The following is an 18,329-nucleotide window of genomic DNA, read 5'->3' as shown; positions in this document are numbered from 1 at the left end:
ATGGAACACGTCGATCCCACTGTCTTTCGCCTGGCCATCTTCGTACTGGCGATCTTCGTCGGCTACTATGTCGTCTGGTCGGTGACGCCGGCGCTGCACACGCCCCTGATGGCCGTGACCAACGCCATCTCCAGCGTCATCGTCGTCGGCGGTCTGATCGCGGCGGCTGCTGTGTCCGGCGAGGCGACCGGGCCGAACGCCTGGATCGCCAAGGGCGCCGGCGTCGCGGCCGTGACCCTGGCCAGCGTCAACATCTTCGGCGGCTTCATGGTCACCCGACGGATGCTGGCCATGTACAAGAAGAAGGAACGGCCCGCGAAGCCCGCCGAGGCGGCCAAGGCCTGATGTCATTCGCCGACCTGAACCTCGCACCCGACAGCATCGCCTGGACCGGCTCGTGGATCGCCACGGGCATCGGTCTGGGGATGTGGGTCTGGAGCTGGGTCGGCGAGAAGAATCCGATCCAGAAACTGCGCCTGCGCGACTGCGGCGTGGTGCTGTTGTTCTCGGGCATTCTGGCGCGGATCGTGGTGCAGGACCGGCCGATGATGGCCGTGGACTGGGCCATGGTCTTCCTCGGCCCCCTGTTCATCGCCGCCGCCCTGTGGCGACTCGCCCGCACGGCCAGCGCCGCCGGGACGGAGCCTCTGTGATGCGCGGGTTCGCCGGGCTTCTGATCATCGCCGCCATGGCGGTTGCGCCCGTCGCGTCGGCCCAGATCCATGTCGGCCGCAATGTCGAGGGAGGCCTGCCCTGGTCGGTCGCGGCCCCGCAGGGGGCGAGCTGGTCCTTGGTCTGCCGGTTCGCACCGGTGACCTATGAGGCCAGCCAGTGGGACCGGCGCCACTGGACAAACAAGATCGCCACGACCGGGACGGGCGCGGCCCGGGGCCGGCTGCCGCATCAGGACGGGCGCTGCGCCGTGACCAAGACCGGCGGACCGGGACCGGTCGCGATCGCCATGGTCAAGGACGGCGAGGTCCAGTCCGACGCGACCAACGATAGGACCCGGCCGGCGGCGGTGGGGTTCCTGTGATGACACGACTGACGAATACGATTTCGGGGGAAACGACATGAACGCATCCATCGCGGCGCTGGCCTATCTGGCGTCGGGCGTCCTGTTCATCCTGTCGCTGCGCGGCCTGTCGAGCCCGGAGACCAGCCGTCAGGGCAATACCTTCGGCATGATCGGCATGGCGCTGGCGGTCGGGATCACCCTGTTGACCCTGGGGACCTCGGGTGCGCTCGATCCGGTGACCCTGGCCCTTCTGGCCGGCGGCGTGATCGTGGGCGGCGGCGGCGGGGCGCTGATCGCCAAACGCGTCGCCATGACCGACATGCCCCAGCTCGTTGCGGCCTTCCACAGCCTCGTCGGCATGGCCGCCTGTCTGGTCGCCATCGGAGCCATCTATGCGCCCGAGGCCTTCGGCATCCTCAACGCCGATGGCGTGGGCATCAAGACCATCTCGATCATCGAACTGAGCCTGGGCGTCGCCATCGGGGCGATCACCTTCACCGGCTCGGTCATCGCCTTCGCCAAGCTGAACGGCAACATGAGCGGCGCGCCGATCATCCTGCCGGCGCGGCACCTGATCAACATCGGCCTGGCCCTGGGGCTGGTCTTCCTGATCGGCATCCTGATCGGTACGGGCGGCACGGCGGTCTGGGCCTTCTGGGGCGTGTTCGCCATCGCCTTGATCCTGGGGGCGACCCTGATCATCCCTATTGGCGGGGCGGATATGCCCGTCGTGGTGTCGATGCTGAACTCCTATTCCGGCTGGGCGGCGGCGGCGCTCGGTTTCACGCTGGAGAACATCGCCCTGATCATCACCGGCGCCCTCGTGGGCTCGTCGGGCGCGATCCTCAGCTACATCATGTGCAAGGGCATGAACCGCAGCTTCATCTCGGTCATCCTGGGCGGGTTCGGCGGCGACGCCGGGCCGGCGGGCGAGGCGCGGGTCGAGACCCGGCCGGTCAAACAGGGCTCGGCCGACGACGCCGCCTTCATCCTCAAGAACGCCTCCAAGGTCATCATCGTCCCCGGCTACGGCATGGCCGTGGCCCAGGCCCAGCACGCGCTGCGCGAGATGGCCGACAAGCTGAAGGAAGAAGGCGTCGAGGTGAAATACGCCATCCACCCCGTCGCGGGCCGGATGCCGGGTCACATGAACGTCCTGCTGGCCGAGGCCAACGTTCCCTATGACGAGGTGTTCGAGTTGGAGGACATCAACGCCGAGTTCGCCTCCGCCGACGTCGCCTTCGTCATCGGCGCCAACGACGTGACCAACCCGGCGGCCAAGACCGATCCGACCTCCGCCATCTACGGCATGCCGATCCTGGACGTGGAGAAGGCCGGCACCGTCCTGTTCATCAAGCGCGGCATGGCGGCGGGCTATGCGGGTGTCGAGAACGAGCTGTTCTTCCGCGACAACACGATGATGCTGTTCGCCGACGCAAAGAAGATGGTCGAGGGGATTGTGAAGGGGCTTTAGGCGGGGCGTCCGGTGACCGGACAACCCGTAATCGCCGACACCGCCATCACGAACGCCAGTAAAATCTGCTCGTCAGGCATGGCGGAGAAGATTGGAAAGTCGGTGGCGTTGCCACCGGTGCGCCCCCAATCGGTGCACGGGACGACGTTCAGATACCTGCCGTCCTCTACTTCCGCCCAATTCTTGTCGGACATCGGGTCCTTGCGTTGAACCCATGCCCGCTTAATCCCGCCCGGACGCTGTTCCCACTCGATGTATGGCGCGCCGTTACCGTCGTGTTCGATCCGAAGGTCAAGCATCAGGCAGCCGCGCTCTCAAATTTCAGCACACCCGCCGCCTGCATGTCGGCATGCAGCGCCTCCGGGCTCCAGTCATAGCCGTTGGGCCAGGTCAGGGCGCCGAAGTCGAGGAAGACCTCGTTGAAGAAGGCAGGGTCGTGGAAGGGCAGGGTGACCGGCTTGTCGCTCGTCGCGAGATGCGAGAAGTCCCACTCGCCCGCGAGGCCGTCGGTGAACTGGAGCCAAAGCCGATATGGGCCGGTGATGCGGTATCGGCGGACGTGAACGACTTCTCTCATTTCTTTTCACCCAGACCCGGAATACGACCCAGGGAATTGGTTTCGCCGCGTTCAGCGACGGCCCAGACGCCCCTCAGTTCGGCAGTATACTTCAGTCTCCATTCTTCGACCAATCGCGCGATCCGGGGTGGCAATCGACCCACCGTGATCTCGCCTGTTTCGATCAAGACGAGGGCAACGCTTGACTCGTAGTAGGCGTGGAAGTGCGGCGGCGGGTGATCGCTGACGTACATACGGATCGCGATCCCGTAAAACCATGAGATGGTGGGCATGCGGTCCACATAACACGGATAAGTTGTGTCGCAAAAGGCGGCTAGACCCCCACCTCCTTCATCGACACCGCCCTGTCCGCCAGCTTCGCTACGTCCACCGCCCGCCGCTCGCCGATCAGCTTCTTGCCCATCATGAACTCGGGCGGGGCGTTGATGGCCTCGACGGCCTGGAGCTTGTCGCCGGACAGGTGGAAGACGGCGAAGCTGGCGGTGGCGGGGTCGCCGCGGACGACGATGCGGTCGCTGTCGAAGGGGTAGCCGGCGATCTGGAGTTTCAGGTCGTACTGGTCCGACCACTGCCAGGGCGTTTCGCCGGCGGGGGCGGGGCGGCCGGTGATCGCGGCGGCGGCCTGTTTGGCCTGTTCCAGGGCGTTGGGGACGCTCTCCATGCGGAACAGCCGGCCGTAGATCGGCATGGGGCGGCGGGTGGCGTCGCCGATGGCGAAGATGGCGGGGTCGGAGGTGCGGGCCTCCAGATCGACCAGGATGCCGCCCTCGACCTCCAGCCCGGCCGCGACCGCCAGTGCGTCGTTGGGGATGGCGCCGACGCCGACGACGGCGCTGTCGCAAGGCACGGTGCGGCCGTCGGCCAAGGTCACGCCCGCGACGCTGGGGCCGTCGCCGACGAAGCCCGTGACCTCGGCGGCCAGTTCGAAGCGGACGCCGCGATCCTGATGATAGGTCTGGAAGAAGGTCGACAGGACATCGCAGGCGACGCGGGCCAGAAGGCGCGGCTCGCGCTCCAGCACCACGACCTCCGCGCCCAGGGCGCGGGCGGAGGCGGCGACCTCCAGCCCGACATAGCCGCCGCCGACCACGGCCAGGGTGCGGCCCTGGCCGAGCTCCGCCTTGATCGCCTCGGCGTCGGCGGCGGTGCGCAGGACGTGGACCCCCACGAGGTCCGCGCCCGGGACGTCGAGCAGGCGGGCCCGGGCCCCGGTCGCCAGGATCAGATGGTCGTAAGCCAGGGTCGAGCCGTCCGAGAGGCTGACGGACCGGGCCGACCGGTCGATGCCGGTGACCTCGACGCCCAGCCGCAGATCGATGTCCTGTTCGGCGTAGAATTCCAGCGGACGCAGGGCCAGACTGTCGCCGTCCGCCTCGCCCTTCAACCAGGCCTTGGACAGGGGCGGGCGCTGATAGGGGATCAGCGGCTCCTCGCCGATCAGGACGATGGGTTTGTCATAGCCATACTGGCGCAGCAGGGCGGCGGCCGTGCCGCCTGCGTGGCCCGCGCCGACGATGACGACGCCTCGATCCGGAACAGTCATGCGGGTCCCTTACAGCTCATCGACCGTGCCGTCGTCAGCCTCGGTCTCGCGTTTCAGCCAGGCGACGAAGGTGCGGGCCTCTTCGCGGCCGCCGTTGCGGCGGGTCAGCACGTGATAGGCCATGTCGGTCGGCAGGTAGCCGTCGGCGAAGGGGGTGACCAGACGCCCCGAGGCCAGGTCGGCGGCGACGAAGGCGCGGGGGGCCAGGGCGACGCCCCGGCCGTTGGCGGCGTCCTCGATGGCGAAGGCGGTCTGGTCGTAGCGGGAGCCCGCCGAGGCGTCGACGCCGGTGATGTTGCGGGCTTTCAGCCACGCGGCCCAGTCGGGACGGGGCTCCTCGACATGGCCGTCGCCGACATGGATCAGGGTGTGGCGGGCGAGGTCGGCGGGTTTCTGCAGCGGCGAGCGTCCGGTCAGCAGGGCAGGGCTGCAGACGGGGACGACCCCGGCCTCGAACAGGAGTTCCGAGCGTACGCCGGGATAGCCGCCGACGCCGTAGCGGACGGCCACATCGACCCGGCCGCCGGCGACGTCAGCCAGCTTCATGTCGGCGGAGATCCAGACCTCGATCTCCGGATGGGCGGCTGAGAAACGGACCATCCGGGGCGCCAGCCAGCGGGCAGCGAAGGAGGGCGGCACGCTGACGGCCAGCGACCGTCTGCCGACCGGGCCGTAGACGATGTCGGCGGCGCGCTTCAGCTGTTCGAAGGCGTCGCGCAGCACGGGCTGGAGCCGGGCCCCGAGCTCGGTCAGGGCCACCGCCCCGCCGTCGCGGCGGAACAGGGGACCGCCGGCGTGATCCTCCAGCACCTTGATCTGCTGGCTGACGGCGCCCGGCGTGACACCGAGCTCGCGGGCCGCGAGCGAGATGCTGAGGCGACGTCCTGCGGCCTCGAAGGCCTTCAGCGAATTCAGGGGCGGGAGGCGGCGTCCGTTGTCTTCGGCCTCGCTCATACCCCCTCCAGCCAAGCCGGAACCTCGAAGCCCTTCGAACGCAGGAAGGCGGGATTGTAGATCTTGCCGGCGTAGCGCTGGCCGGGATCGCACAGGATGGTCGCGATCGTGTGGCCCGGACCCAGTTCACGGGCCAGGCGGATGGCGCCGGCGATGTTCACGCCGCTGGATGGGCCGAGGGTCAGGCCCTCGTGCTTGGCCAGTTCGAAGATGATCGACAGGGCCTCGGAGTCCTCGATGCGGAACGAATGATCGACCGAGACGCCTTCCAGGTTGCCGGTGATGCGATTGACGCCGATGCCCTCGGTCACCGACGAGCCCTCGGCCTTCAGCTCGCCTTCGGTGAACCAGGCATGCAGGGCGGCGCCGGGCGGGTCGGCGAGGGCGATGCGGACGGCGGGGCTCTTCGAGCGCAGGAAGGCGGACGTGCCGGCCAGGGTGCCCCCGGTGCCGGCGGCGCAGACGAAGCCGTCGATGCGGCCGTCTGTCTGGTCCCAGATCTCCGGGCCCGTGGTCTCGAAATGGGCGCGACGGTTGGCGGTGTTGTCGAACTGGTCGGCGTAGAAGGCCCCGTTCGGTTCGCTGTCGTTCAGCTCTGCGGCGAGGCGGCGCGAGAAATGGACGAAATGGTTGGGGCTGGAGAAGGGAGCCGGATCGACCTCGACCAGGCGGGCGCCGTGCAGGCGAACGGCCAGCTTCTTCTCCTCGGTCTGACTGCGCGGCATGACGATGACGACGGGATGACCGAGCGCCGCGCCGACGAGGGCCAGGCCGATGCCGGTGTTGCCGGCCGTCCCCTCCACGATCGTGCCGCCGGGTCGCAGGGCGCCCGAGGCTTTCGCGTCGAGGATCAGGCCCCGCGCGGTGCGGTCCTTCACCGACCCGCCCGGATTGAGAAACTCTGCCTTGCCGAGGATCTCGCAGCCGGTCGCCTCCGACGCGGCGCGCAGGCGGATCATCGGCGTAGAGCCGATCAGGCACAGGACATCGGATGCGATCGGCACGGGGAGGCGCCTCCAGAAAGACTGACGCGCTTTTAGAAACTCTTTGGTCGCACGGGAAGGGAACTTTGCCTTGGTGACCGGGGAGAAAAGCGCGGTTACTGTCCGGCCCGGCGCGCCGGAGGGGCTCGTCCTTGACCTGTCTGGCTGGGAGTTCCCAATGAAACTGCGACTGATGCGCCATGTGGCGCCGGCTGTGCTGATGCTGTTCGCCACGCCGGTTCTGGCCCAGACGACTGGGGGGCAGACTCCGGGGGCGCTGACCTATCAGCAGCCGCCCGCCCCGATCGCCGACATTCTCGACGCCCGTCCGACCCCGGGGGCCAGCGTCAGTCCCGACCAGAAGACCCTGGTTCTGTTCCAGCGCTCGAACCTGCCGACGATCGCCGAACTGGCCGAGCCGATGCTCCGTCTCGCCGGCTACCGGATCAACCCGCGCAACAACGGGCCGGCCAACAGCCGCATCGCCTGGGTCACGGGCCTGAGCTTCCAGTCGGTCGAGGGCGGCGCGGCGCGGCCCGTCGCCCTGCCGCAGGGATCGCGCTTCACGGGTGCGGCCTGGTCGCCGGACGGCCAGTCGGTGGCCTTCCTGATGGACCGGCCCGAGGGGATGGCCCTGTGGGTTGCGGATGTCGCGACGGCCACGGCGCGCGAGATCTTCGGCGCGCGGGTCAACGCCGCGACCGGCGCCGGCATGAGCTGGCTGCCCGACAGTTCGGGCCTTCTGGTCCGGGCCGTGCCGGAAGGGCGTGGCGCGGCACCGGACGTCACGGCCGCACCGGCCGGTCCCACCGTCGCCGAGAGCGGCGGGCGGGCCGCGGCGGTCCGGACCTATCAGGACCTGCTGAAGGGGCCCGGCGATGAAGCCCTGTTCGCCCACTATTTCACCTCCCAGCTGATGGTGGTTCCGCTGGCGGGAGAGGCGCGCGCGGTCGGCGGAGGGGCCGGGGTCGTGCTCAACGCCTCGGTGTCGCCCGACGGGCGTTATCTGCTGCAGACGCGCGTGAAGCGGCCTTATTCCTATGTCGTTCCGGCGGGCCTGTTCCCCGGGACGGTCGAGGTGACGGACTGGGAGGGTCGTGTGGTGCACAGTGTCGCCGACCTGCCCCTTCGCGACAACATCCCACCACCTTTCGATGCGGTCGAGACGGGGCCGCGCCAGGCCCAGTGGCGCGCGGATACGCCGTCGACCCTGGTCTGGGTCGAGGCCCAGGACGGCGGGGATTCGAGGACGCCCGCTGCGGTTCGCGACCGGGTGTTCATGCTGGACGCGCCCTTCAACGGCGAGGCCACGACCCTGATCGACCTGCCGGAACGCTATGCCGGCGTGACCTGGGGACGGTCGGATGTGGCCGTCGTGAACACCCAGTGGTTCAACACCCGGCACGAGACCCGCTCGGTCGTCGATCCGTCGAACCCGGGGACCGGTCGCATCATCGTCGATCGTAACTATCAGGACCGCTACAACGACCCGGGCTCGATCGCGACGGAGGCCAACGCCGCCGGCCGTCAGGTGATCCAATTCACCCCGGATGGGTCGCGCGTCTTTGTCGAGGGCGACGGGGCCACGCGGGAGGGGGAGTATCCCTTCCTCGGCACGCTGGATCTCGCCACCGGCCAGACAGAGCGGATCTGGCAGTCGGCCAGCGGCGAGTATGAGAGCGTCATCGGTCTGCTGGACGAGGACGGCCGTCGTCTGGTGACTGTGCGCGAGAGCCGCACCGAGCCTGCCAATCTGCGCGTCCGCGACCTCGACGGCGACGTGACGCCGCTGACGAACTTCCCCGATCCGGCGCCGCAACTGGCGGGGGTGACGCAGCAGCTGATCACCTACACCCGCGATGACGGAGTGCAGTTGTCGGGGACGCTGTATCTGCCGGCCGGCTACGACAAGGACCGCGACGGGCCGCTGCCGCTCCTGATGTGGGCCTATCCGGCGGAGTTCACCGACGCGGCCGTGGCCGGTCAGGTCGTGGACACGGCCAACCGCTTCGTGCGTCCGGGCGGGTCAAGCCACCTGTTCCTGCTGACCCAGGGCTACGCCATCCTGGACAATCCCTCGATGCCGATCGTGGGGAGGGACGGGGTCGAGCCGAATGACACCTATATCGAGCAGCTGAGCGCCTCGGCGAAGGCGGCGGTCGATGCGGTGGTCGGCATGGGTGTGGCCGAGCGCGGGCGGATCGCCGTCGGGGGCCACAGCTACGGCGCCTTCATGACCGCGAACCTGCTGGCCCATACCGATCTCTTCGCCACCGGCATCGCCCGGTCGGGCGCCTACAACCGGACCCTGACACCGTTCGGTTTCCAGGCCGAGCAGCGGACCTACTGGCAGGCGCCGGAGACCTATAACGAGATGTCGCCCTTCGCCTATGCCGACAAGGTTAACGAGCCGATCCTGCTGATCCACGGCGAGGCCGACGACAACCAGGGCACCTTCCCGATCCAGTCTGAGCGCTTCTATGCCGCGCTGAAGGGCAATGGCGCGACGGTCCGCTATGTCGTCCTGCCGCTGGAGGCGCATGGCTATCGGGCGCGGGAATCGGTCGGTCACACCCTGTGGGAGATGACCCGCTGGCTGGACCAGACCATCAAGACCCCGACCGCTCCGGCGGCCGGTTCGAACTAGCGGCGGAGGCGGGCTTGCAGCGACGCGACGAGCCCGCCGACGTCCCGGTTTCTCTCGAACCACCACAGGCCTGACAGCACGACCAGCAGCCCGGCGAACCACGGCCAGGACGACCCGGGGGCGTGCGAGGTCGAGGCCGGCGCGGCGCGGGTCGGGGCCGTGCCGGCCAGCGCCAGGGTGGCCGAACGGTTGGCGGCCATGACCAGCGACGGCGCGGCGTCGGCGGGCTGGACGTAGAAGGCTGTCTGGCGGTCCTCGCCGTCGCGGATGACCTGCCAGCCCGGCTGTTCCGGCCAGTAGGCGGCGCAGGCGCGGTCGCCGGCGGCGGGATCGACGCGTAGAGCGTGGGCGCGGCCGTCCCGACCGAGAACGCTGGCCTGACCGGCAAGACGGCACAGGGCGATGCGGGCGCCGACGCGGGCGACACCGTCAACATCGGCGCGGCTGTCGTCGCCGGCCCGGCCGACCTCGGAGAAGAGCGTGCTCCACATCTCGCCGTAGCGATCCGGACGGCCGGTCAGGACCAGGGCGTAGCTGTCGGTCACGGTCCAGACGCCGACCCGGCCGCGGCCGCGCGTCCTCCAGCTCGCCAGGGCGACACCGTCCGCGTCGCGCAACAGGGCGACGGCGCCGGAGCCCTCGACGGTCAGATCGCGGCGGGCCAGTTCGGGCAGGGCTTCGGTTTCTTCAGCCAGTTCGGCGGGGGCTTCGGCGTCGGCAACAGCGTCATCGGAGGGCGGATCGAGGCGCAGGGGCACGGCCTCGTCGCCGCCGCTGAGGCTCAGACCCAGTCCAGCCCAGTCGCGGCGCGTCGCCCCCGAGAGAGGGCCGGTCGGTCGCAGCAGGAGGCCCATGCCATCGTTCACCGCCGCCGTCAGGGCGCCGCGCTGGCCGCCGCCCAAGGCTTCCCAGCGGCGGTCATCGAGGACGACGAGGTCGAGCGCGTTCAGGTTCGCGGCGTTGAGCGACACCGGCGGGTCCCCGAGCCGCACCCCTGCGCCGATGTCGATGTCGAGGATCAGTTCGACGCCGGAATCCTCGGCCCAGCGCTTCAGGTATTTGGTCTCGGCGGTCGGGGCGCCGGCGAGGACGAGGACGCGCGGCGGCGTCGTGGCGATCGTCTCGACCGGGATGACGATGCGCTCGACGACGGCGCCGGCGGGATCGCGGAGCCTGAGGTCGAACAGGGCGAGGCCGGGCGCGCGGGCGGCGGCCATCAGGGCGAACCGTTCGCCGGGGCCGATGCGGGCGCGGTCCACGACGACATCGGCCGGATCGACCAGTTCGACGGTTCCGGCGGCCATCGTCCCGACCTGTCCGCCGACGACGAAGGTCGCGCCGGGCGCTGTCGGTTCGGGCAGGGCGAGGTCTGTCAGGCCGGGCGGCAGGGGCGGTGCGGTGAACTCGACGGGGACCGGCAGGGGCGACTGGTCGCGCGGGATCAGACCCTGACCCAGCACCCGAATGCGGGCGGGTGTCGGGTAGCGACGCAGCGCTGTGGCGAGGTCGGGGACGCGGGTCGCATCCGTGACCGGGCCCGCCTCGGGCAGGGCGACGAGGATGTCGCCGGGGCCGGTTTCGATCACGGCGGGCGACCCTGCCGTGGCGACGATCAGCGTGCCGGTGCGGATGACGGAGGCGGGCGGGTTGAGCGTGAACCAGAGCAGGGCGCCGGCGATCACCTGAAGGCCGATCAGGGTCGCGATCCGCCAGCGGGGGGGGCCGGATCCGGGTGCGGATCGCTGCCACAGGACCAGGCGGACGATGCCGAGAACGACCGCTGCGACGATCACCAGCGCCGTCCAGAGCGTGGGGCTGGAGAGGCTCATCGCAGGGCGTCCAGATAGCGCTGGCCGCGTTGGCCGGGCGCCTCGCGACGCCCGGGCGACGGGGCCGGTCGTTGGAGGGCGGTCCACAGGAGGGCGCGCAGGCGACGGCGGCAGTCGAGGCAGGCGGGCTCGTTCCTGACCGTGTCGATGGCCGCTCTCAGCGCCAGCGGGTCCGCCAGCCGCCCGCCGTTCTCCCGCGCCCAGCGGTCCAGCGCGCCGAGCGCCAGCGGCGCGGCCGTCGAGCCTGGTCGTTCCTCCAGCGCGCGCCAGGCGTCGGCGGCGACGGCGTCGGCGGGACTGCGTTCCGGGCGTTCGGGATTCTCGGCGACGATGTCCTCGCGCTTGCCGGTCAGGCGGCGGGCGAAGTCGACCGGCGGCAGGTCATTGCCGAGCCGTGGGAGAAAGACGCGTGTCGCGCGCTGGGCTTCTTTCAGAAGTTCGAGCGCCTCGTTGGCATGGGGCAGGGCCTGTTCCGGCCGACCCTGACGCAGTTCGCGCTCCGAACTCCACATGGCGTCCAGCGCCCGCGCGAGGGCGGATCGGGTTTGCGGCGCAAACAGGGTCGCGGCCTCGCCGGTGTCGTGGGCGTGGCCGAACTCGTTCAGCACATCGACCTCGGAGCCCATGGCGCCGCCGGCGGCCTCATCGCCATGGTCGTGGTCGTCATGATCGTCGTGGGCAGGCGCAGCCGTCGGCGCCGGAGTGTCGCTCGTCGGCAGGGGCGCACGCGCAGGCGGGGCGTCGCTCGTGGGCAGGATGATGCCGCTGCCCCCGCCGCCTTCGGCCTCCTCGCCCATGAACTGGCCGTAGCGCAGACGCAGCGCGGCCTGCTCCTCGCCGATGACGTTGGAGCGGTCCATGACAGCGCGCGGCTCCAGCCGGCGTCGCTCGGCGATCAGGGCCTCGGCGTTGATGATGATCTGGCGCTGGCTGGCGAAATAGGCGGGCATGACGCGCATGGCCATTCCGTCCAGCCCGTCGGCCATCGCGAGGCTTGTAGGCCAGCGCAGGATGACACTGGGGCCTTCGACCTCCTGCCTTTCAGGCGCGCGATTGTCGGTGACGACCAGCTGGACGATCAGGTCGCTGCCCGCCGCCATGCCTTCGCGGGCCAGGTCCAGGGGGGTCGAGAAACGCAGCTGCTTCGCTGAGCCCTGTCCGCGCAGGGGCATTGTCCGCTGCTCGAAGGTGATGTTCTCGCCGTCGCCCTTGGTCACGGTGATGCGCAGGGTCGCGGTCTCGATGACGCCGTAGTCGTCGCTGGCCTCGAACACCGGCGTCCAGGTCGTCTGTCCGGGCGTGAGCTGGACCAGCTGGCTCTCGGGTTCGACCAGGCGGACGACGGGCTCGGCGTCGGCGATGGCGTCGAGGCGGTTGAGGCGCTGCTGCGCCAGACCCGCCGCCTCGATCCGGTAGAGCAGGGGGCGGTCGAGGATGCGGGCGCCGGTCCAGCGCTGACCGTCCCGGATCAGGGAAACCGGCGTGCTCTCGGGGAACTCCAGTCCGGCCGAGGACGGTTGGGGGGCGAAATCGATCAGCCATTCCACGCGGGATCCCTCGGGCGCCCGGGCGTCCAGCGCGGTCTGCTCGCGGACGGGCAGGCCGGTGTAGGCGGGCGGGGTGATGCGCAGGCGGGCCCCGGTCAGGACAGGCGCCGTCGCTCCGGCGGTGGCGCCGGAGGGCGCGGCGGCCTTGGTCCTGGAGTCGTTGGCGGCGGGCCAGAGCAGGATGGCGGCGATCAGGACGACGGCGACGGCCCAGGCGATCAGGATGGGGCGCCGTGACCAGCCGGGACGGAGGTCGACGGCCGCAGCCTCGTGGACGCGACTCTCAAGCCGGTCGCGTTGCAGGGCGGTGAGGCCGGCGAGGGCCGAGCGGTCGCGGAACAGGAGGGTGGTGCTGTCTTCGAAGCGGGGAATGCGGGAATCGAGTTCGCCGATCAGCCAGCGCTGATCAAACCGACGCGAGCGCCAGACGGCGATGGCGGCGAGGGCGGCGAGACCGAAGACGGTGGCGATGACCGCGCCTGTCATCCCGACCAGTCGCCAGCCCAGCGCGACGACGATGAGGACAGCGGGAAGGCCGAGGGCGACCGTGTCGAGACCGGCGCGGGTGCGGGCGGCGCTCTGGTGGTTCAGCAGGACGGGTACGGCGGTCATGGCGCGACCGCCCTCGTGCGGCGGGTGGCCAGCCAGCGCTCTCCGGCCAACATCAGAGCGATCAGCAGGGCCAGCCAGGGACGGAGGTCCAGCGGCGGCTGGTCATAGGGAGCGGCGCCGGTGAGGGGGGCATGGTCGATGGCGGCGACGCGGGCAGGGGCCGGGCGCGGATCGAGCAGGGTCAGAAGGGCGTCGGGGAAGCTTGCCTCGACCAGTTGCGGGATGGCGGCGGGCTCCAGCGCGCGGGTCATTCGGATGACGCGGCCGCGTCCGAGACGACCGGCGACGGCGAGCGGTTCACCGGCCGTGCCGCGCCAGACGGGTACGGTTTCGCCCTCGACGGGGATGCGGGCCTCGAGCGCGGTCAGGATCACGCCGCCGTTGCGGACCCAGGTCTCGACCGGGGCGGAGACGGGGCCTGACGCCAGCCAGATCAGGTGGCGGGCGTTGCCTGAGACGGCGCGGTCAAGGGGCTCGGCGGCGAAGGCCGGATCGCCGTCGGCCGCGCTCCAGGCCGTCGCGGCGGCACGGAAATAGCGGACGGCGTCCTCGGCATCGGGGGCGTATCGGACCGTCAGGGTAGGCGGCGCGGGTGAGGCGACGCGGCGGGCGGGAGCTTCGGCTCCGACCGTCCATTCGACGCGGCGGGACAGTTTCGGCCGTTCGGCGTCCACTCCGTCGAGGGTGCCGGGGACCACCAGTTTGACCGGGGCGCCCGGCGGCAGTTCGGCGTCAAGCTGGCGGATCAGGCTGACGAGGTCGTCGGGCGCGGCCGGGGCGAGGGCTCCGTGATCCGGGAAGCCGGTTGCGAGCCAGACGACATGATTCCCCTGTTCGACGGCGGCGGCGATGGTCGCGGCATCGGCGCCTGGTGCGACGGCGACGACCGGGCGATCATCCGCGGCGTTCCACAGCACGGGCGCGGCCAGCCACAGGGCGATCAGGGCCAGCAACAGAAGGCGGGCGGCGAGCAGCAGCCGCTCGTCGATCATCAGGCTGCGGCGCGGCCTGGGCGCCGCGTCCAGCCAGCGCAGGGCGGCGAAGTCGATGGATCGGCTCTCGGTCCGGCGAGCGATATGGATGACGACCGGGATCGTCAGGGCCAGCAGAGCGGCCAGGCCTGCGGGGAAGAGCAGGGCCGGGCTCATCCGCGGCCGGTCGCGCGGAACAGGGTGCGGATCGGGATGTCCGCCCCCTCGTCGATGAAGTGTTCGACGTGGCGGATGCCGCGTGTCTCCAGCCGGGCGGCCAGGGCCGCACGGGCGGCGGCGAAACGGGTGAGGAAGTCGGCGCGAAGCGTCCGGCCGTCGCCGATCAGGTCCGCGCCCGTCTCCGCGTCGCGGAAGCGATAGCCCTGGTCGAACGGGAAGTCGCGCTCGTCCCCGGTCAGGATCTGGATCAGACAGATGTCGCGGCCGGAGGCGGCGAGACGTTCGGCGGTGGCGATACAGCCCTCGTCGAAGCCGTCGGTCAGGATGACGATGACGTCGCGGGCGCCGAGCTGTTCGCCGAAGACGCCGACGTCGCGGGTCCAGTCGGCGGCGCCCGAAGCCTTCAGCGGGGCGAGGGTCATCAGGACACGGTCGCGGTGCCGTCCGCCCGCGTGGGGCGTGAGGACCATGGGCCCTTCGGCGCGCTCGACCACGACGCCGAAACGGTCACCCTGATAGAGGGCGATCTCCATCAGGCTGGCGGCGACGCGGCGGGCGGCGTCGAAGCGGGACCAGTCAGGGCGGGCGAGGTCGGCCTGGGCCATGGAGGCGCTGGCGTCCAGGACGATCCAGATGGCGACCGGACTCTCGCGCTCGGCGTCGCGGACGAAGAACCTGTCGGACCGGGCGTAGAGCTTCCAGTCGATGGCGCGCAGGTCGTCGCCGCGCTCATAGGCCCGGTACTGGGCGAACTCGAGCCCGCCGCCCTTGTTGCGGCTGTCGTGCATGCCTGCGCTCGCCAGCACCGCCGCGCGGCGCGGGACGATGGACAGACGACGAAGGCGACTGCGCAACTCCGGGGGCAGGTCGAGCGGCGACATGCCTGATCAGTCGGGCTTGGGCGCGGGCAGGGCGGCGACCAGGGCGGCGACGACGTCATCGGCCGTCTTGCGTTCCGCCTCCGCGGCGAAGGACAGCAGGATGCGGTGGCGCAGGACCGGGGCCGCCAGGGCGATCACGTCCTCACGCGTGGCGGCGAGACGGCCGTGCAGCAGGGCGCGGGCCTTGGCGGCGAGGACCAGGGCCTGACCGGCGCGCGGGCCGGCGCCCCAGCGGACGTAGTCCTGCACCGCCTTGGGCGCCTCGGGCGAGGGGCGGGTGGCGCGGACGAGGGAGGTGATCCAGGTCAGCAGGGCCTCGCCGACATAGATGTCGCGAACCCATTTCTGCAGGGCGACGATGTCCTCGCCGACCATGACCTGGGGCACGGCTCCGACGCCTGCGCCCGTGGTCGCGACCAGGATGGCGCGCTCCTCTTCCGCCGTCGGATAGCCGACCCGGATGTTGAGCAGGAAGCGGTCGAGCTGGGCCTCGGGCAGGGGGTAGGTGCCGGCCTGTTCGAGCGGGTTCTGGGTGGCCAGGACGAAGAAGGGCTCGTTGAGCTTATGGGTCACGCCGGCGTAACTGACCGTATGCTCCTGCATGGCCTCGAGCAGGGCGGCCTGGGTCTTGGGCGGGGTGCGGTTCAGCTCGTCGGCGAGGAACAGGTTGGTGAAGACCGGGCCGGGCTGGAAGCGGAAGCTGCGATGGCCGGTGCCGTGATCCTCCTCCAGCACCTCGGTGCCGAGGATGTCGGACGGCATCAGGTCGGGGGTGAACTGGACGCGGCGGAACTCCAGATGCAGGGCCTGGCCGAGGGTGCGGACGAGCAGGGTCTTGCCGAGGCCGGGGACGCCCTCGATCAGGCAGTGACCGCCGGCGAGGAGGCCGATCAGCAGCTGCTCGACAACCTCGTTCTGACCCACGATGGCCTGGCCGATGGCGGCCTTCAGCTTGCCGAGTTGGGCCAGCCGGGCGTCGATCTCGGATTGGGTGGGCGTGGTCATCGTGGCTCCGGGGAGGAGGAAGGCGAACAGGTCAGGCGGTGAGGGCGTAGAGGATGATGTTGACCGCGAACTTGGTGTTGTCCTCGGCCAGGAAGCGTTTGTTGCGCCAGTCGTAGTCCCACCCGCAGCCGTAATCCTTGTTGGAATACAGGACCCCGAGCCGGCCATCGATCTCGATGCCCTTGAGGTAGTCGTGGATGAGGTCGTCGCCCCAGCCGTTCAGCTCGAAGCTGGTCGCCGGCGGGCCGTCGTCGAACTTGAAGAAGCTGGAATAGAGGTCGTGGTCGTTGGGCAGTTTCTTCAGCGCGTCGGGGCCGAAGATCGACGCCATCTGGCGTTCGAACGAGGTGGCGAACAGGCCGTCGATGTCGTGGTTGCAGTCGTCCACCAGGACGAAGCCGCCATTGCGGACATAGCGTTCGAAATTGCGGGCCTCGGCGGCGTTGAACTCCACCAGCTTGTGGCCGGCGAGGTAGCAGAAGGGGGCGGTCAGCATGGCCGGATCGGCCAGGGCCACGACCCGTTCGTCCGGATCGACCCGCAGGTTGGTGTAGTCGACCAGGGAGGTCAGGATGTTGGCCGGCATCCGCTGATCGACATCCCAGTCGCCGGAATCGTAGCGCAGCCGGGTGAACCAGAAATCATAGGTCGCCTGCGCCTCGGCGGCGCGAGGAAACCCTGCAAGCAGGGCCCCCAGCGCGCCGCCGGTCAGCAGTCGCAAGGCCTCGGCGCGTGTCATACTCGTACTCGACACACGCCCTCCGAAGTCAGACGGCGTCGGACAGGGAGGTGAAGGTGAAGTCGCGCAGGCGCATCGGCGGGATCATCATGGTCGGTCCGTCATCGCCGACCCGGACCGGACGGCCCAGCTCGTCGATATTGTTGAGCATGATCACGGGCGACTCGTTGAAGCGGAAGTTCTTCAGCGGATACTTCAGCTCGCCGTTCTCGATGTAGAAGGTGCCGTCGCGGGTCAGGCCGGTGAGCAGCACCGTCTGTGGGTCCACCATGCGGATGTACCAGGTGCGGGTCACCAGGATGCCGCGTTCGGTCTCCCGCACCAGGTCGGACGTCGACTTTGTGCCGCCCTCCATGATGATGTTGCCCGGCTGGGCCTGAGGCGGCTTGCCCTGTTTGTCGGCCCAGAAGCGCGAATAGCCCAGGTTCCTGACGATGCCGTTCTCAATGACGTTGACCCGGCTGCGTGGCAGGCCGTCCCCGTCCCAGGGCAGGGCGGGCGTCTCGCGGTGGCCGGGATCGGAGTAGATGTTGACGCGCGGGTCGAAGACCTGTTCGCCGATCTTGTTTCCGCCGCCCGGTTTGGACAGGAAGCTGCGGCCCTCGTCTGCCGACCGGGCGTCGAAGAAGTTGAACATGAAGGAGATCAGGCCGGCCGCCGCAGCCGGTTCCAGGATCACCGTATACTTGCCGGGCTCCAGCGCCTGGGCGTCGCGCGAGGCGCTGGCCTTGCGCATCGCGATCTGGATGTCGGTGTCGACGTTGAAGGTGCTCGCGTCCTGAAGGTTTCGGGCGACCCAGCCCGAGCCCGTGCCGTCCTCGGTCCGCACCGTGCAGGTGTAGTCCATCTCGGTGGAGCGTTGATAACCGAAGGCGCCGTTCGAGTTGGCGAAGGCGGTGAAACTCTGGTTGTCGTTCAGGAAGCCGGCAGCGATCAGGTTCTGGGATTTGCAGGGTTCGATCGACGCGCGGGCGATCTCGGCGCGGTTCTCGGGTGTGATGGCCGCCGTCGCTGCGCTGAAGGTGTCGGTGGCGCGATAGGTCTGGGGCCCGACCGCCGGCATGAACTCAGGGTTCTCCGGCGCCAATTTGGCCAGGTCTTCGGCCCGGCGCACGACGCGTTCCAGCGCGGCGTCGGAGAACTCGTTGATCGTCGCGGTGCCCACGCGCTTCCCGAACGCAACCTGTACGCCCAGGTCGATGTTGGAGATGACCCCGCTGGTGGAGACGTTGTTCAGGGCGAAGCGGATGTTTCCATCGATCGTCCCGTCCAGCTGGGCGGTGCATTCGTCGGCGGTCGACAGTGCGATCACCTTGTCGAGGATCGTCTTGGCCTCGGCTTCCGTCATGATGCTCATGTGATTTTTCCC

18 protein-coding genes are annotated in these 18,329 nt (G+C 69.7%); 5 read left to right on the top strand and 13 right to left on the bottom strand.

The genetic code is table 11. The features are described from left to right. The 4 genes from RMO01_RS06645 to RMO01_RS06630 are packed head-to-tail and all read left to right on the top strand — an operon-like array spanning position 1 to position 2,492. Positions 1–345, top strand: a complete 345-nt coding sequence (locus tag RMO01_RS06645; protein WP_309628258.1) for an NAD(P) transhydrogenase subunit alpha — start codon at positions 1–3, stop codon at positions 343–345. Then, entirely contained in the window at positions 345–653 is a 309-nt protein-coding gene (locus RMO01_RS06640) for a hypothetical protein (protein ID WP_309628257.1), read from the top strand. Before RMO01_RS06645 ends, RMO01_RS06640 begins: the two co-directional genes overlap by 1 nt. Further along, entirely contained in the window at positions 653–1,036 is a 384-nt protein-coding gene (locus RMO01_RS06635) for a hypothetical protein (RefSeq protein ID WP_309628256.1), read from the top strand. Before RMO01_RS06640 ends, RMO01_RS06635 begins: the two co-directional genes overlap by 1 nt. A gap of 37 nt (positions 1,037–1,073) precedes the next feature. Continuing rightward, a complete protein-coding gene (locus RMO01_RS06630) occupies positions 1,074–2,492 on the top strand; it encodes an NAD(P)(+) transhydrogenase (Re/Si-specific) subunit beta (protein ID WP_309628255.1) in 1,419 nt (472 codons plus the stop codon). On the opposite strand, the gene RMO01_RS06625 is transcribed toward RMO01_RS06630, so the two are convergent. From RMO01_RS06625 to RMO01_RS06600, 6 genes are read right to left on the bottom strand one after another with little or no spacing between them, the layout of a single operon-like run. Continuing rightward, positions 2,489–2,791: a hypothetical protein gene (locus tag RMO01_RS06625; protein WP_309628254.1), complete on the bottom strand. Its 303-nt coding sequence runs from the start codon at positions 2,789–2,791 to the stop codon at positions 2,489–2,491. The genes RMO01_RS06630 and RMO01_RS06625 overlap by 4 nt on opposite strands. Then, the gene (locus RMO01_RS06620; protein ID WP_309628253.1) at positions 2,791–3,069 is read right to left on the bottom strand and encodes a DUF2442 domain-containing protein; all 279 of its coding nucleotides are present in this window, start codon (positions 3,067–3,069) and stop codon (positions 2,791–2,793) included. Before RMO01_RS06620 ends, RMO01_RS06625 begins: the two co-directional genes overlap by 1 nt. Beyond that, positions 3,066–3,341, bottom strand: coding sequence for a DUF4160 domain-containing protein (locus RMO01_RS06615; RefSeq protein WP_309628252.1), 276 nt, complete (start codon positions 3,339–3,341; stop codon positions 3,066–3,068). The genes RMO01_RS06620 and RMO01_RS06615 overlap by 4 nt, the downstream gene beginning before the upstream one ends. 41 nt (positions 3,342–3,382) lie before the next feature. Then, positions 3,383–4,612: an FAD-dependent oxidoreductase gene (locus tag RMO01_RS06610; RefSeq protein ID WP_309628251.1), complete on the bottom strand. Its 1,230-nt coding sequence runs from the start codon at positions 4,610–4,612 to the stop codon at positions 3,383–3,385. Between the two features lie 9 nt (positions 4,613–4,621). Next, the gene (gcvA, locus tag RMO01_RS06605) at positions 4,622–5,566 is read right to left on the bottom strand and encodes a transcriptional regulator GcvA (protein WP_309628250.1); all 945 of its coding nucleotides are present in this window, start codon (positions 5,564–5,566) and stop codon (positions 4,622–4,624) included. After that, positions 5,563–6,570, bottom strand: a complete 1,008-nt coding sequence (locus tag RMO01_RS06600; RefSeq protein WP_309628249.1) for a cysteine synthase A — start codon at positions 6,568–6,570, stop codon at positions 5,563–5,565. The genes gcvA and RMO01_RS06600 overlap by 4 nt, the downstream gene beginning before the upstream one ends. Positions 6,571–6,727: 157 nt before the next feature. On the opposite strand from RMO01_RS06600, the gene RMO01_RS06595 reads away from it, so the two are divergent. Further along, positions 6,728–9,196: a prolyl oligopeptidase family serine peptidase gene (locus RMO01_RS06595; protein ID WP_309628248.1), complete on the top strand. Its 2,469-nt coding sequence runs from the start codon at positions 6,728–6,730 to the stop codon at positions 9,194–9,196. Here the strand turns inward: RMO01_RS06595 and RMO01_RS06590 are convergent. Genes RMO01_RS06590 through RMO01_RS06560 form a run of 7 tightly spaced genes read right to left on the bottom strand, consistent with a single transcriptional unit; the run spans position 9,193 to position 18,317 of the window. Then, the gene (locus RMO01_RS06590) at positions 9,193–11,025 is read right to left on the bottom strand and encodes a hypothetical protein (RefSeq protein ID WP_309628247.1); all 1,833 of its coding nucleotides are present in this window, start codon (positions 11,023–11,025) and stop codon (positions 9,193–9,195) included. The two genes, RMO01_RS06595 and RMO01_RS06590, sit on opposite strands and share 4 nt — an antisense overlap. After that, entirely contained in the window at positions 11,022–13,184 is a 2,163-nt protein-coding gene (locus tag RMO01_RS06585) for a DUF4175 family protein (protein WP_309628246.1), read from the bottom strand. The genes RMO01_RS06590 and RMO01_RS06585 overlap by 4 nt, the downstream gene beginning before the upstream one ends. Next, positions 13,181–14,332, bottom strand: coding sequence for a BatA domain-containing protein (locus RMO01_RS06580; protein ID WP_309628245.1), 1,152 nt, complete (start codon positions 14,330–14,332; stop codon positions 13,181–13,183). Before RMO01_RS06580 ends, RMO01_RS06585 begins: the two co-directional genes overlap by 4 nt. Further along, on the bottom strand, positions 14,329–15,216 hold the full coding sequence (locus tag RMO01_RS06575; protein ID WP_309628244.1) for a DUF58 domain-containing protein: 888 nt from the start codon (positions 15,214–15,216) through the stop codon (positions 14,329–14,331). Before RMO01_RS06575 ends, RMO01_RS06580 begins: the two co-directional genes overlap by 4 nt. Positions 15,217–15,222: 6 nt before the next feature. Further along, positions 15,223–16,221, bottom strand: a complete 999-nt coding sequence (locus RMO01_RS06570; protein ID WP_309628243.1) for a MoxR family ATPase — start codon at positions 16,219–16,221, stop codon at positions 15,223–15,225. A 31-nt stretch (positions 16,222–16,252) separates the two neighbouring features. Next, a complete protein-coding gene (locus RMO01_RS06565; RefSeq protein WP_409013055.1) occupies positions 16,253–16,960 on the bottom strand; it encodes a DUF4159 domain-containing protein in 708 nt (235 codons plus the stop codon). 28 nt (positions 16,961–16,988) lie between these two features. Further along, entirely contained in the window at positions 16,989–18,317 is a 1,329-nt protein-coding gene (locus RMO01_RS06560) for a TldD/PmbA family protein (protein WP_309628241.1), read from the bottom strand. Positions 18,318–18,329: the final 12 nt, after the last annotated feature.

It is taken from the genome of Brevundimonas sp., from assembly GCF_031412435.1.
In the GTDB taxonomy this organism is placed as follows: Bacteria; Pseudomonadota; Alphaproteobacteria; order Caulobacterales; family Caulobacteraceae; genus Brevundimonas.
This window is presented reverse-complemented; position numbering and strand designations above follow the sequence as displayed.